This window comes from Bacillus sp. (in: firmicutes), assembly GCF_031983925.1.
Taxonomy (GTDB): domain Bacteria; phylum Bacillota; class Bacilli; order Bacillales; family Bacillaceae_G; genus Bacillus_A; species Bacillus_A pacificus.
The window spans coordinates 708,726-721,917 of sequence record NZ_DALYZR010000001.1; the positions used below are offsets into that span (position 1 = coordinate 708,726).

The 13,192-nt window shown below is 33.9% G+C and carries 18 protein-coding genes; 14 read left to right on the forward strand and 4 right to left on the reverse strand.

Going from position 1 to position 13,192, the window contains the following annotated elements:
* Positions 1 to 144: 144 nt before the first annotated feature.
* Positions 145 to 1,347, forward strand: a complete 1,203-nt coding sequence (locus RTP99_RS03780; RefSeq protein WP_000024485.1) for a macrolide family glycosyltransferase — start codon at positions 145 to 147, stop codon at positions 1,345 to 1,347.
* Between the two features lie 169 nt (positions 1,348 to 1,516).
* Complete coding sequence (locus RTP99_RS03785) at positions 1,517 to 2,362, forward strand: YitT family protein (protein ID WP_000755119.1); 846 nt, start codon at positions 1,517 to 1,519, stop codon at positions 2,360 to 2,362.
* Positions 2,363 to 2,407: 45 nt separating this feature from the next.
* Here RTP99_RS03785 and pdxR read toward each other — a convergent pair whose 3' ends face one another.
* Positions 2,408 to 3,808, reverse strand: a complete 1,401-nt coding sequence (gene pdxR / locus RTP99_RS03790; protein WP_000422412.1) for a MocR-like pyridoxine biosynthesis transcription factor PdxR — start codon at positions 3,806 to 3,808, stop codon at positions 2,408 to 2,410.
* Between the two features lie 130 nt (positions 3,809 to 3,938).
* Here pdxR and RTP99_RS03795 point away from each other — a divergent pair, with 130 nt between their 5' ends.
* Together RTP99_RS03795 and RTP99_RS03800 are read left to right on the forward strand one after the other, a co-directional pair.
* Positions 3,939 to 4,361, forward strand: a complete 423-nt coding sequence (locus RTP99_RS03795) for a GNAT family N-acetyltransferase (protein ID WP_001101048.1) — start codon at positions 3,939 to 3,941, stop codon at positions 4,359 to 4,361.
* A gap of 147 nt (positions 4,362 to 4,508) precedes the next feature.
* Positions 4,509 to 5,636 (forward strand): metallophosphoesterase, encoded by a 1,128-nt coding sequence (locus tag RTP99_RS03800; RefSeq protein ID WP_000411330.1) that lies wholly within the window; start codon positions 4,509 to 4,511, stop codon positions 5,634 to 5,636.
* Between the two features lie 29 nt (positions 5,637 to 5,665).
* Here the strand turns inward: RTP99_RS03800 and RTP99_RS03805 are convergent, their stop codons facing one another.
* Positions 5,666 to 6,283, reverse strand: coding sequence for a DUF1648 domain-containing protein (locus RTP99_RS03805; protein ID WP_001065179.1), 618 nt, complete (start codon positions 6,281 to 6,283; stop codon positions 5,666 to 5,668).
* Positions 6,284 to 6,419: 136 nt separating this feature from the next.
* On the opposite strand from RTP99_RS03805, the gene RTP99_RS03810 reads away from it, so the two are divergent.
* The 6 genes from RTP99_RS03810 to RTP99_RS03835 are packed head-to-tail and all read left to right on the forward strand — an operon-like array spanning position 6,420 to position 9,757.
* Entirely contained in the window at positions 6,420 to 6,986 is a 567-nt protein-coding gene (locus tag RTP99_RS03810; RefSeq protein ID WP_000843695.1) for a GNAT family N-acetyltransferase, read from the forward strand.
* Between the two features lie 6 nt (positions 6,987 to 6,992).
* On the forward strand, positions 6,993 to 7,553 hold the full coding sequence (locus tag RTP99_RS03815) for a 2'-5' RNA ligase family protein (protein ID WP_000270880.1): 561 nt from the start codon (positions 6,993 to 6,995) through the stop codon (positions 7,551 to 7,553).
* Positions 7,550 to 8,035, forward strand: a complete 486-nt coding sequence (locus tag RTP99_RS03820) for a GNAT family N-acetyltransferase (protein WP_000222821.1) — start codon at positions 7,550 to 7,552, stop codon at positions 8,033 to 8,035. The genes RTP99_RS03815 and RTP99_RS03820 overlap by 4 nt, the downstream gene beginning before the upstream one ends.
* 12 nt (positions 8,036 to 8,047) lie before the next feature.
* Positions 8,048 to 8,419, forward strand: coding sequence for a cupin domain-containing protein (locus RTP99_RS03825; protein WP_000688087.1), 372 nt, complete (start codon positions 8,048 to 8,050; stop codon positions 8,417 to 8,419).
* The gene (locus RTP99_RS03830) at positions 8,416 to 8,844 is read left to right on the forward strand and encodes a GNAT family N-acetyltransferase (RefSeq protein WP_000570278.1); all 429 of its coding nucleotides are present in this window, start codon (positions 8,416 to 8,418) and stop codon (positions 8,842 to 8,844) included. The genes RTP99_RS03825 and RTP99_RS03830 overlap by 4 nt, the downstream gene beginning before the upstream one ends.
* A gap of 31 nt (positions 8,845 to 8,875) precedes the next feature.
* Complete coding sequence (locus tag RTP99_RS03835) at positions 8,876 to 9,757, forward strand: phosphotransferase family protein (RefSeq protein WP_001224480.1); 882 nt, start codon at positions 8,876 to 8,878, stop codon at positions 9,755 to 9,757.
* A gap of 25 nt (positions 9,758 to 9,782) precedes the next feature.
* Here RTP99_RS03835 and RTP99_RS03840 read toward each other — a convergent pair whose 3' ends face one another.
* The gene (locus RTP99_RS03840; RefSeq protein WP_000469900.1) at positions 9,783 to 10,496 is read right to left on the reverse strand and encodes a GNAT family N-acetyltransferase; all 714 of its coding nucleotides are present in this window, start codon (positions 10,494 to 10,496) and stop codon (positions 9,783 to 9,785) included.
* 204 nt (positions 10,497 to 10,700) lie between these two features.
* Here RTP99_RS03840 and ytfJ point away from each other — a divergent pair, with 204 nt between their 5' ends.
* The 4 genes from ytfJ to RTP99_RS03860 all read left to right on the forward strand — a co-directional run bounded on the left by ytfJ (position 10,701) and on the right by RTP99_RS03860 (position 12,717).
* Positions 10,701 to 11,126 (forward strand): GerW family sporulation protein, encoded by a 426-nt coding sequence (gene ytfJ, locus RTP99_RS03845; protein ID WP_000349987.1) that lies wholly within the window; start codon positions 10,701 to 10,703, stop codon positions 11,124 to 11,126.
* Positions 11,127 to 11,286: 160 nt separating this feature from the next.
* Complete coding sequence (locus RTP99_RS03850; protein ID WP_000014095.1) at positions 11,287 to 12,063, forward strand: hypothetical protein; 777 nt, start codon at positions 11,287 to 11,289, stop codon at positions 12,061 to 12,063.
* A gap of 51 nt (positions 12,064 to 12,114) precedes the next feature.
* A complete protein-coding gene (locus RTP99_RS03855; protein WP_000761181.1) occupies positions 12,115 to 12,435 on the forward strand; it encodes a hypothetical protein in 321 nt (106 codons plus the stop codon).
* A gap of 69 nt (positions 12,436 to 12,504) precedes the next feature.
* Positions 12,505 to 12,717: a hypothetical protein gene (locus RTP99_RS03860; RefSeq protein ID WP_000798747.1), complete on the forward strand. Its 213-nt coding sequence runs from the start codon at positions 12,505 to 12,507 to the stop codon at positions 12,715 to 12,717.
* Positions 12,718 to 12,746: 29 nt separating this feature from the next.
* Here RTP99_RS03860 and RTP99_RS03865 read toward each other — a convergent pair whose 3' ends face one another.
* Entirely contained in the window at positions 12,747 to 13,085 is a 339-nt protein-coding gene (locus RTP99_RS03865) for a hypothetical protein (protein ID WP_001253199.1), read from the reverse strand.
* Between the last annotated feature and the right edge of the window lie 107 nt (positions 13,086 to 13,192).

Consider the following 13,192-nt stretch of genomic DNA (forward strand, 5'->3'; position numbering starts at 1 on the left):
AGGGGTATAAAGTAGGTTATGAAAAATATTTCTCAATAATAAAATGAAGAGAAAAATGTGAAGAAATAGAATAGATTCCTTTATAATAGTTTTAAATTGATTAATATAATTAATTATTAATAATATTAGATAGGAGAGAATATGATGGCAAACGTACTCGTAATAAATTTCCCTGGAGAAGGTCATATAAATCCGACTTTAGCTATTGTAAGTGAGTTAATTCGGCGAGGGGAGACAGTTGTTTCGTATTGTATTGAAGATTATAGAAAGAAGATTGAAGCAACAGGTGCACAATTCCGAGTGTTTGAGAATTTCCTCTCTCAAATTAATATTATGGAGCGAGTAAATGAAGGTGGGAGTCCTTTGACGATGCTGTCTCATATGATGGAAGCATCAGAACGTATTGTTACTCAAATTGTAGAAGAAACAAAAGGGGAAAAGTACGATTATTTGATATATGATAATCACTTTCCAGTAGGACGTATTATAGCCAATGTTTTAAAGTTACCTAGTGTTTCTTCTTGTACAACGTTTGCTTTTAATCAGTACATTACTTTTAACGATGAACATGAATCAAGAGAAGTAGATGAAACGAATCCATTGTATCAATCTTGTTTAGCGGGAATGGAAAAATGGAACAAACAGTATGGAATGAAATGTAATAGTATGTATGATATTATGAACCATCCTGGTGATATTACAATTGTGTATACTTCAAAGGAATATCAGCCGCGTTCAGATGTATTCGATGAATCGTATAAGTTTGTTGGCCCATCAATTGCTACTCGAAAAGAAGTAGGTAGCTTTCCTATGGAAGATTTAAAAGATGAAAAATTGATTTTCATTTCTATGGGAACAGTTTTTAATGAACAACCTGAGTTATATGAAAAATGTTTTGAAGCGTTTAAAGATGTAGAAGCGACAGTCGTATTAGTTGTTGGTAAGAAGATAAATATAAGTCAATTTGAAAACATTCCGAATAACTTTAAGTTGTATAATTATGTGCCGCAATTAGAACTATTACAGTATGCTGATGTATTCGTAACACACGGCGGTATGAATAGTTCAAGTGAAGCACTATATTACGGTGTCCCGTTAGTTGTAATTCCGGTAACAGGAGATCAGCCTTTAGTTGCGAAACGAGTAAATGAAGTAGGGGCTGGAATAAGGCTTAATCGCAAAGAATTAACTTCTGAAATGTTACGTGAGTCTGTAAAGAAAGTGATGGATGATGTAACGTTTAAGGAAAAAAGTCGTAAAGTTGGAGAGTCACTTCGAAATGCTGGTGGTTATAATAGGGCAGTTGATGAAATATTAAAAATGAATTCATACTCAAAACTTAAATAAATGTTTGGAGCACACTTACTGTAATATGTAAGTGTGTTTCTATAAATAAATTACATAAAAAATCATTGTAAAGGTGAAACTTTTGTGTATATAAACTGATATCTTTGAATTAGCATTGAAATTACGTTAAAATAATACTAAGAAAATATATAAGTTTTGGGGGTAATGAATGAAGAAAGTATTTGAATACATATTATTAACAATTGGCTCGATTATTGTAGCGGGTTCATTGGAGCTTATTTTAGCACCTAACGGATTAGTAGATGGCGGGGTAACGGCTATTGCTATTATGGCGAATAAAGTTGCTGGGTTGCCGCTTTATGGGGTGTTCTTAGGAATTAATATCCCGATTTTATTATTTACTGCAAAAGTAATGGGAAAGAAGTTCTTTATCCGTACGTCCTATGCAAATGTTGTGACAACACTCGGATTGATTTATTTAAAACCATTTCCAGCAATTACAACTTCTGAATTGTTAATTGTTCTTTATGGAGGAGTTCTATTTGGTGTTGGTGTAGGGATTGTAGTAAAAATGGGCGGAGCAATTGATGGATCAGAAATGTTAGCTGTTTGGATGAATAAACATTTTAAAGTGCCAATTAGTACATTTTTACTTGCTGTAAATGCAGTTATTTTCATCTTTGTTGCCATTTTGTTTTCAATTGAACAAGCGATGTTCTCATTAGCAATTTTCTATATTGTTACGAAGATGATTGATTTCATATTAGATGGTATTAATCAAGGAAAGAGCGTTATGATTATTTCTGGTAAAAATAAAGAAATAGGCGATCTACTTATGAAAGAACTGCAATTATCCGTTACATATCTACATGGAGAAGGTGGTTTTTTAGGAGAACATAAAAGAATCATCTACTGTATTACAAACCGTTTCATTTATCCGAAAATGAAAGATCTCGTTCTCTCTGTAGATCCAACTGCTATAATTGAAGCGTCTTATTCAACAGAAACAACTGGTGTCAAACGTCCGGGAAGGGCAGCGAGATCAGAAAAATAGTGAATGAAATAGCTCCACGTAAGTTATACTTACGTGGAGCTATTCTTATTTGGGGAACCAGGCCTTTTTCAATAATTGGACAACGGTTTCGATACGATTCTCTGGAATACTACCAAAACCGAGTAATACATATGACTCCTCCCTCACATTATGAACAGAATCGTATGTCGAGAGAGGGTATAACTTAATACGTTGTTTTGCAGCTGCATGAATAAGTTCTTGTTCGTTCATACCATTATGAACGTGAAGTACAATATGAAGTCCAGATTGTTCACCGAGTATATGCACGTTATTCCCCATTTCGTTTGTAATAGATTTAATTAAAGAAATATGCTTTCTTTTATATAACGTACGACTTCGGTTAATATGACGTTCCCAATCCCCACTTTGAATAAAGGTAGCAAAGGTAAGTTGTTGCATTGTAGAAACCGTTTGTTTATACATGCCACCAAGTTCTTTATAGGTTTTTAGCAGATGAGGTGGTAAAACGATATATCCCATTCGTAAAGAAGGTAAAAAAGATTTCGAAAAAGTTCCCATATAAATAACACGTTCATTTGAATCTAGTCCTTGTAAAGAAGGAATAGGTTTTCCAATATAGCGAAATTCTCCATCATAATCATCTTCAACAATATACCCTTTACAATCATTCGCCCATTTTAATAACTCGAGTCTTCTAGATAACGGCATAATGATTCCGAGTGGAAATTGGTGAGATGGAGTGACATATGCCACATTGGAACCTGATTCACGTAAAGCAGAAATATGAATTCCTTTATCATCTAAAGGGATAGGGTGAACAGGAAGTCCAGAACTTTGAATCATAGCAGGTATACGGTGAAATCCAGGGTTTTCGATTCCGTATTCTTTTTTTGAACCAAGTAGTTGAAGGAGTAGCCAAAGAAGAGGCTGCGTACCTGCTCCAATAATAATTTGATCAGGTGAAGAATGTACCCCGCGAGCATGATATAAATATTTTGAAATATGTTCTCGTAGAACGAGCTCACCTTGTGGATCCTCTTTGGCAAATAATTCATTTTCATACTGAAATAAAGTTTCGTGTAATGCTCTTTTCCAGTTTGTTATGGGAAAAGCTTTTTGATCAATAAGTCCTTGACTACAATCATAATCATATTGTTCTTTTTCTTTATTGTTAGCACTGTTTGACACAATTTGTTGTTTCTTTTGAATGACATCAATATCTACTTCCGCAACAAAAATCCCGCGTTTCGGTTTGCTTTCTACGTAACCTTCAGCTAGTAATTGTTGATAAGCGGATTCAACTGTAATACGGCTCACATTAAGCTGCATAGCTAAATTTCTGTGAGAAGGAAGGCGTGTACCAGCACATAGTGATCCATGAGAGATTTCGCGTTTCATATATTCGTAAATTTGTAAGTAAATAGGTGTTTTATTTTGTAACACTAAAGGAATATTCAGCTCCATTTGTAGACGCTCCTTTTAATGCTGGCCTTATAAAAAAGAATAGAACTGCCACTTAAGTTAAGGGCAGTCGCTTTCTATAATGATGATATAACATTTAGAAAATTTTATAAATAGTAAGGGGCGAATCATAATGAATGTTAAAGCAGTAGTAACAGAAGCGGATTTACACGATGTATTTCCCGTATTACAACAATTAAGAACGAAAATTTCAAGAGAAGAGGCAAGTTCTTTATTTCAAAAAATGAAAGAAGAAAATTATAAACTATTTTCGCTACGTAATGAAGATGAAGAAGTTGTTAGTCTAGCTGGTGTAGCGATTTGTACGAATTTTTATAACGAGAAACATGTTTTTGTGTATGACCTTGTAACTGCGGAAGCTCACAGATCAAAAGGGTATGGTAAGGTTCTGCTGTCATATGTAGAAAAATGGGGGGAAGAAAAAGGATGCAGTTCTATCGTTCTTACATCTGCGTTTCCAAGAATTGATGCACATCGTTTTTATGAAAGAGAGGGCTTTAATAAGGTAAGCTATTCTTTTTATAAAGCGTTATAATATTAAGTAGGTTCCATATGTACAAATATATGGAACCTATTTTCTTTTTCAGATTTGAGCTAGGAACAGGTCTAGCAATATAATTTGTCGAATATTAGAAATTAAAAATGGAATCTTGAATTTAGAGAATGTTAGGAGCGTTTAAACTTGGAAAAAATAAAGAAATTATCTATACCAAATGATGTAAGAGTCATCATTATTTCTGATATTCATGGAGAATTAGATCTTTTTAAGGAACTATTATATAAAGTTAATTTTAACGATGAGGATTATTTAATTATTAATGGTGATCTTTGTGAGAATGGAAGAAATAGTATTGGCGTCGTAAACTATGTCATGAATCTTGTAAAGAACAATTCAAATGTTCATGTTGTTGAAGGGAATTGTGAAGTTATAGTTGAAGCGCTTGTAAATGAAAATCCTGCTTTAATAAATTATTTGTGTACGCGGAAAAATACAATTTTTAATGAATGGCTAGCGCAATTGAATATTAACGTTCATGAAGAAAGTGATATCCGTGAATTGAAAACAAAATTAATGAGCCATTTCTCAAAAGAAATAAAGTGGCTAACAGAGTTACCAACAGCGATTGAAACGGAAGATTATATATTTGTACATGCTGGCCTTGAAGATAGAGAGGATTGGAAAGAAACAGAACGAAAAAATGCGATAGCAATGCCGGAGTTTTTCAATCAATCACATAAAGTAAATAAGTATGTAGTTGTTGGACATTGGCCTGTTGTAAACTATTCAGAGAAGGCACCATCTAACAATCCTGTTATTGATAAGCAAAAAAAGATTATTGCAATTGACGGCGGAAATACGATTAAAGAGGCAGGGCAATTAAATGCATTTATCATTCATAGGAAACCAACAGGTGATAAGTTTTCTTATACATATGTAGACTGTTTTCCAGAGTATGAAGTAATAGCAGATTTTCATGCCGATGCAACAATGCAGGGCGGGGTTACCTATCCACATTATTACATAGAGCCTATTGAGAAGAAGCAAGATTACACAATATGTAGGCAAAAGGAAACGAATACATTACTTTCTGTGAAAGATGAATACATTAGGCAACTTGATTCAGGTGAATACACAGTGAAAACGGATATATCTTGTGCGCAAATAAGCGTAAAAAAAGGGGATATTGTTTCTCTCATTGATGGTAGCTGCTCAGGATATGATTTAATTAAAAAAGATGGAGTAGAAGGCTGGATAGAGAAAGGGATTTTAGTTGAGATAGAAAAGACGAAAAAGAAAATATTTAGCTGAAATAGGAGGGATGTAACCTCCTATTTTTTTTAAGAAGTAGATTGCTTGCTATCTTTAATAAGTAAATAAATCGTACTCGGTAAAATGACAAGCGTCATTCCTAAAATAATCGCTAGTATGGCATAACCTCTATATGGAGCAGAAACGATAAATGGAAGCCCCGCTAGGAAAATACCTGCTATCATCATTGAAATACTACAAATATTTGAAGCTCTTTTTTCAAGGTGCTTATCATTCCATTCCAATGAAACGGTTGATTTAGTCGTATCAATTTTGGAACTGAAATAACCTATTAATATAAATAAAAGCCCTAATGCTAAAAATATGAAATAATCAAGAGGAAGTGAAAAGCCAAGGGCGATAAGGGCAATGACAATATCAACAAAAAATAAGAATAGTAACATTGTGTTGCCGATCCAATGGAGAAATTTCTCGTTACTCGCTGCTTTAGATAAAGCTAAAAATAAAAAGAATAAGAAGGAACATATAATTATATTTACGATCACAAAAGTACTTTTATCCATCATTGACGTAGGTGTTCCATTGAAGTCCCATTTCGTAACAATACGTAATGGTAAGAAGAAATAGAGAATAATATTTGTCGTAATAATAGTGAGAAACAAAGTGATACTAAATCGATTATTCATTGAATCACCAGCTTTCTACATGAATAATTGGTATCTTATAACAAAATTATACAATATAATAAACGATATTTGTTTTGATTTTTCAGAAAAAACATTATAATTATATATGAAATAAAGAGGAACGTAGGAGGAAATTATGAAAAGCGTAATCGTAAAAGGGGATAGAGTAACAATTCGTACAATTGAAGAATCAGATATAAAAACATTATGGAATCTCGTGTTTAAAGAAGAAAATCCAGAATGGAAAAAATGGGATGCACCGTATTTTCCGTTTTCAATGCAAGAATACTCATCCTATAAGGAGAAGATGCAAACTCGTTTAAAAGAAGAACCTCTATCCAATTTAATTATAGAACATAACGGTCAAGTTATAGGGACGGTCGGATTTTATTGGGAGTATAAACCGACGCGCTGGTTGGAGATGGGAATTGTCATTTATAATCCGGCTTACTGGAATGGCGGCTACGGTACAGAAGCGTTAACGTTATATCGGGATTTACTATTTGAAAAGATGGAGATTGGTAGAGTAGGGCTCACGACTTGGTCTGGTAATGAACGAATGATGAAAGTAGCGGAGAAAATAGGAATGACTTTAGAAGGTAGAATGCGCAAATGTCGTTATTATAACGGAACGTACTATGATTCTATTCGAATGGGGATGATTCGTGAAGAATGGGAAGCGCTATTTGTAACAAAGGGGTGAAGGGATATGTACGCTATTATTGCTACATTTGATCGTGTGTTTACTAATAAAATTACAGAATTGCAAAATGAATTAACAAATATCATTGGCACAAATCAATTAGCCGGAGTAGAACCTCATATTACGTTAGCTGATTATAATGAGTTAGATGTTCATTTGTATAAGGAGAAATTAGGAGAGTTTGTAGCTATGCAAGAAAATACGGACCCAGTAACTTTTCCTTCTGTTGGAGTTTTTCCTACTAACGGAACGGTCTTTCTAGCGCCGACTGTTACCGATGAATTGTTAAAACTTCATCATTCTTTTCATGATTATTTAAAAATTTTTCATGACAACCCAAATTCATATTACGTACCGGGAAAATGGGTTCCGCATTGTACGATTGCAAATAGATTATATACAAAGCAGTTTTTACGTGTAATGGAATATATTTATGAAAAATTTGATCATGCAACAGCTTCAATTGAGAAATTAAAATTAATAAAGGTGAATTATGAAAATGGCTCTGCCATTTCTTCTCGTATATTAGCAGAATATAATTTAAAAAGAATGGAGACATCGAGATGACATATGTAATTAGAGAAATGAAGCAGGAAGATATTCATGCTGTACAATCAGTAGCGAAAATAGCTTGGCATGATACATACGAAGGCATTATTCCGAGAGAGATTCAAGACAGTTTTTTAGACGAGGCTTATTCTGATGAAAAAATGAAATATCGTCTTGAGAATACACATTTATTCGTTGCAGAAGAAGAGGGAGAAGTAATTGGCTTTGCAAATTTTTCACCTGTTAGGCTGCAAAACGAAGCAGAATTAGGAGCGATTTATTTGTTACCAGATCAACAAGGAAAAGGGATAGGAAGTGCTTTATTACAAAAAGGGTTAACGGTATTAAAAGAAATTCGGAAACTATACATTCATGTGGAAGCAGCGAATGAAAAAGGAAAACGTTTTTATGAAGCGAAAGGTTTTGCACAATTAGAGGAATTCGAAGAAGATTTTGAAGGACATATGATGCAGACAGTAAGGATGGTTTTATACATATAAGGAGGACTAGAAGTGAAGATTTTTGATTTTAGTGAAAAAGTAGGAAAGCAAATCACAGCATTTCAATCTAATTTCATAATGTCGAAAATAGTAAATCATCAAGGGAATATACATATCGGTGCTATGCATTTAAAAGAGAATGGAATAATTGGATATCATGAAGCAGTTGTATCGCAACTGCTTCTTATTGTGGACGGCGAAGGATATGTATGTGGGGCAGATAAAGAAAAAGTGAAGGTGGAAGCGGGACAAGCTGTGTTTTGGGAGAAGGGCGAAGTTCATGAAACGAGTACGGAAAAGGGATTGATGGCAATTGTGGTTGAGTCGGAGGAACTTGAACAAGCAATATTAATGCCTATTAAAGAGGAGAGTTGTGAAAAATGATAGAAAAGGCAAACCGGGAAGACACGAACGAAATAATACAATATGCAGCTCAATCGCTTTTTGAAGGCACGAGGGGAAATTGTCAGTTAAGTACAGAGAAAGCAATTGAAATTACAAGGCCGATTGTAGAAAAGGGAGCATATTATTTAGTCGTTAAAGAAGAAAACAATGTAATGGGATGGATATTAATAGGAGAAAATACGGACTATTTTTCTCATGAAAAACTAGGTTTTATATATGAATTGTATGTTTTTCCAGAGTACCGCGGGAAAGGATTATCAAGAAAATTAATGGAGGCTGGTATTAAGGAATTACAAAAGAATTATTCAGAAATTCGTTTGAATGTATTTGCTGGAAATTTTGCAAAAGAGATGTATGAACAGTTTGGTTTTGTTGAAAGGCAGGTAATTATGACTTTGAAGTGAGAATAATAGTTTAAACGGGAGAAGTGAAAGAATGAGAAAAGAAAATGAGTATGTTGCGTATTTACAAAGGTTGTATCCTGAATTACAAATAAATTCTGTTTATATAAATGAAATAGGTCAAAATAATGATGTGTTAATTGTAAATGATAATATAGTATTCCGGTTTCCGAAATATGAAAAAGGTATTCAGAAACTTCGAATAGAAACACAGTTACTAGAGAAAATAAGACCCTTCATTACGCTTCAAATTCCCAATCCAAGTTATCAAGGGTTTCAAAATGAAGTACCAGGGAAAGTATTTGCAGGTTATGAGATGATTGAAGGAGACCCGTTTTGGAAAAATGTTTTTACAGAAATAAATGATGAAAAGCAATTACAGAAACTTGCGTACACATTGGCGAGATTTTTAAAAGAGTTGCATGAAATTCCGTTATCTACATTCGAAAGTATTATGCAATGTGATAGTACTGATATGTATTCAGAAATAAATAGTTTATATAGCCAATTAAAAGAACATGTTTATCCATTCATGAGAAATGTAGCAAGAAAAGAGGTCTCAACATCGTTTGAGTTATATTTAAATGAAAGTAGTCATTTTAACTTTACTCCTAGTCTTGTTCATGGGGACTTTGGCATGACAAACATTTTATATAGTGCAACAAAAAAGAATATTTCAGGGGTCATAGATTTTGGGGGAGCGAGCATTGGAGATCCGGCTTATGATTTTGCTGGCATATTAGCTAGTTATGGAGAAGAGTTTTTACAACTATTTGAAGCCTATTATCCTAACTTAGAAGCAGTAAAGGAGCGAATGTATTTTTATAAGAGTACATTTGCGCTTCAAGAAGCATTATTTGGCGTACTAAATAATGATAAGAAAGCTTTTGAAGCTGGAATAGCACAATATGTATAAAAGCCGATTTTAAATCGGCTTTTAATTATCGATACATCGTCCACATCCCAATATCTTTAAACCCTAATCGTTTATAAATTCGTCCAGCAGCTGGGTTGTTATAAAATAAACAAAGTGTTCGGCCTTCATTCGTAAAGTCCCGAATCATTTTTTGTAATATAAGCGAAGCGTAGCCACTCCCTCGATAATGCGGGTGTGTACATACACCAACTACCATAGCGGATAATGAATTTTCAGCAGATGTAGAGGCGGATGCAATAATAGCACCGTCTTTTTCAATATAATATGTACGTCCTGTATTTGCTTCGAGAGCTTGTCTTAATATTTTCTCTGATTCATTAGCAGTCGGGAATTCAGCAATGTTACTTCGTAATTGCATAATTCGCTCTACATCATCTAGTGTGGCAAGTTTAATTGTTTCTTGGGCAGGCGTACTAGGCAAGTTGTCGGCATCTATACATTCGCAAAAATACATTTCATTTTTGGAGCCTAATTGTAGACTGGGAGCAGTTTCAAACCTTTCTACAATAGTTGACTTACCAGAGAGTTTAAGCGGCTTATATGCGGAAAGAAGTGTCTCATAATCAGTGGTAACAAGTTCTTCTTTACTATAGGGTATAAATGAATCGTGGAATCGGAGTAGAATTGATTTTAATGTTCCATTCTCTTTAAATACGCCCCATAATTCTTGAAAATCTGTGTCATAACCGAAAGCTTCAATATCTCCAATAATAAACAAGTTAATGGCTGCTTCTTCTTTTAGGTAAGCGAATACTTGTTCATGATCTTTCTTTGTTAATTATCGCATCATAACGAATCCACCTCTTTTTTTATTTTTCTAAATATTACAACTTAAGTTTTTTGAAATCAATATAAAATTTTATGTTTAGTTCACAAACTTTCGGAAAAACTAGGAAAGATATGACAAAGGAGGTTATGAACGGTGGATCATCCAATTCAAGGATTAATGAAAGCGGCAATGGAAAATTTAAAAGAAATGGTCGATGTAAATACGATTGTTGGAGAGCCTGTTCAAACGGCTGACGGTGGTGTAGTGTTAACGGTTTCTAAAGTAGCGTTCGGGTTTGGAGCAGGAGGTTCTGATTTCCAAACGAATGATGGACAACGAGCGAACGGTAACCCTGCATTTGGTGGCGGTAGCGCGGGTGGTGTTTCTATTACGCCAGTAGCATTTCTTGTGGTGAATAAAGATGGAGTAAATATTCTTCATTTACAAAATGCGACACATTTAGCAGAAAAAATGATTGAATTAGCTCCACAAACAATTGATAAAATTCAATCGATGTTCCAAAAAGATGAAAAGAAAGAGGGAAATCATCATCCTCAAAACCCAGATGAAATCCTTTAAAAACGCCTGCTTACGAGCAGGTGTTTTTTCTTGTAATCACTATGTAATAAAACACATGAAATTGTAAATAGTTTTTGAAGTTTTTTCTATGTTTCTAAAATTTTTCATGTTAAAATATGCTATAGAATTGAAACATATAAAACGAAGGTGGCTAGGTGCTTTGTCTGGAGGATCTGACCAAGTAAAGAATATGATATATATTAATGGTAATCGTCGGGGTCATTGTTTTATTACATCAGGAATTACGTTTAAAGAGTTTGCAAGTAACATCCCTTCACCGCTTCATCAAGTGTTGCTTTTGAAGCATAACTTTGAATGGACAGATTTTCATTATCATACTTTATTTGAATATGTTGAGGAAGAAAATATACATAAGTTAATTCAAGCAGAGATTGATGAATTTGATGAATTTTGTTGGGTAGATTTTGATGATGCAAGCGATTTAGATGAACTAGAGCCAAAAGAAATTGCAGAGCTTTTATATTTGGCTCACAAAAAAGAACCACTTGCAAGAACGTTCTTTCCGCTATTGAAAAATAGATTTGTTTATTTTTCACATGATGACGGATGGTACAACAAAGTGTATTATCGTAGAATTGCTGATTTTGTAGGAATGTTAAGTAAAGTTATTCCTTATAAACTCGGTGTTTTCGGTAAGAAACGTTTTTCTTTCTTCCAAAAATCGAAAATTTTCCCAGCAATTTCTAAAGAAGTGATTATGGGGCTTATTCCATTAATGGAAGATGGTCTTTATATTGATCTGGCAGGAAAAATTGAGTCAAGAAGAGGTCTTGAAATTCCGGTATATGTAGTGGGTTCGTATGAAAGTACGGATGAGGTACTAGATAATATCGATGAATTGAAAGAAGAAGCAACAGAGACTGGTTGGCTTATTTTTGATAAGAAAGAACAAGAGTGGCAATGGGTTGTAGACTAAGAAAACTTGGCGCATGCAGTCAAGTTTTCTTGTCTTTTGAAAGGAGTACAAATGAAGAAGTATTATACAATTGTGGGTATTGTAAGTATTATTCTTGTGGCAATTTTACTTATCACTTGTCCGAAAGAATCAGATTTTAAATTGTATCTAGAAGATAAGTATGCATTGAAATGTGATGAGAGTAGTTTTGAATGCACACAAAATGTAGATGGTAAAAAAGAAAAACTAAAATTTGAAAGTACAGATGCACGAAATGGTGTATTCTTTATGACTGTAAAGCAAACATTTAAAACAGAAGCTGGTGTTACGAAAGAATATAGCGGAGTAGGAATGTTTGGTACATTTCTTTTTGTTTCAGAGAAGACTTTCTAGTAATAGAAGGTCTTTTTCTTATGCTTATGTTCATATAGATGAAGTAAGACAAGCATAGGAGGGGTATTGATGAAGAACACATGTATTGTTTGTGGCGGTGAGGAGTTTTTCTCTTCTACATTATACGCACGTACGAAACAAGATTGGGCATATGCACCAAATATGTACCGTTTTGAAAAGGTGTTTATTGAGCATCGGGATGAAGAAAATTATCCAGTGTTTCAAGAAATTACAGCGAAACATTGTTGTGGATGCGGTCATATTATGTTGTATCACGAATGAACACACCAAGTATAACTTGGTGTGTTTTTTTAAAAAGCTGACAAAGCAAGCGGATAAAGTAAAGTAAATAAAACAGAAAAACTACCAAAACCAATTGCGGTATATCCAAGTGTTCTTGCTCCAAAATTGACAGCTAATAAGCCGACTAAAATCGCAAGAGAACCGAGTGTAACTGGATAAAATGCAATGGAGAAAAGCGAAAGAAATAAAGCGACATAGCCTATCATTGCACCGGTATTTGTACCTTCTATTTCATTTGCAATTTCTTTACGCTTATGTCTAATTGGAATGCCAGCTGGTGATATTTCAGCTGCATACTCTTCGTTTTTTTCACCACTTTTAAAATGATGATTTCTTTTTCTTCGCATGTACATCCCTCTCTTTCAATTGGGTGTACCTATAGTATCTTTCATAAAAGAAAGAACATGAGTATGAGTTAAACCCAAGTAAAGCAAAAATTGGAGAATAAAGATTC

Coding starts and splice junctions, on each gene's coding strand:
- RTP99_RS03780 (WP_000024485.1), top strand. CDS start 145: ATGGCAAACGTACTCGTAATAAATTTCCCTGGAGAAGGTCATATAAAT.
- RTP99_RS03785 (WP_000755119.1), top strand. CDS start 1,517: ATGAAGAAAGTATTTGAATACATATTATTAACAATTGGCTCGATTATT.
- pdxR (WP_000422412.1), bottom strand. CDS start 3,808: ATGGAGCTGAATATTCCTTTAGTGTTACAAAATAAAACACCTATTTAC.
- RTP99_RS03795 (WP_001101048.1), top strand. CDS start 3,939: ATGAATGTTAAAGCAGTAGTAACAGAAGCGGATTTACACGATGTATTT.
- RTP99_RS03805 (WP_001065179.1), bottom strand. CDS start 6,283: ATGAATAATCGATTTAGTATCACTTTGTTTCTCACTATTATTACGACA.
- RTP99_RS03810 (WP_000843695.1), top strand. CDS start 6,420: ATGAAAAGCGTAATCGTAAAAGGGGATAGAGTAACAATTCGTACAATT.
- RTP99_RS03815 (WP_000270880.1), top strand. CDS start 6,993: ATGTACGCTATTATTGCTACATTTGATCGTGTGTTTACTAATAAAATT.
- RTP99_RS03820 (WP_000222821.1), top strand. CDS start 7,550: ATGACATATGTAATTAGAGAAATGAAGCAGGAAGATATTCATGCTGTA.
- RTP99_RS03830 (WP_000570278.1), top strand. CDS start 8,416: ATGATAGAAAAGGCAAACCGGGAAGACACGAACGAAATAATACAATAT.
- RTP99_RS03835 (WP_001224480.1), top strand. CDS start 8,876: ATGAGAAAAGAAAATGAGTATGTTGCGTATTTACAAAGGTTGTATCCT.
- RTP99_RS03855 (WP_000761181.1), top strand. CDS start 12,115: ATGAAGAAGTATTATACAATTGTGGGTATTGTAAGTATTATTCTTGTG.
- RTP99_RS03860 (WP_000798747.1), top strand. CDS start 12,505: ATGAAGAACACATGTATTGTTTGTGGCGGTGAGGAGTTTTTCTCTTCT.
- RTP99_RS03865 (WP_001253199.1), bottom strand. CDS start 13,085: ATGCGAAGAAAAAGAAATCATCATTTTAAAAGTGGTGAAAAAAACGAA.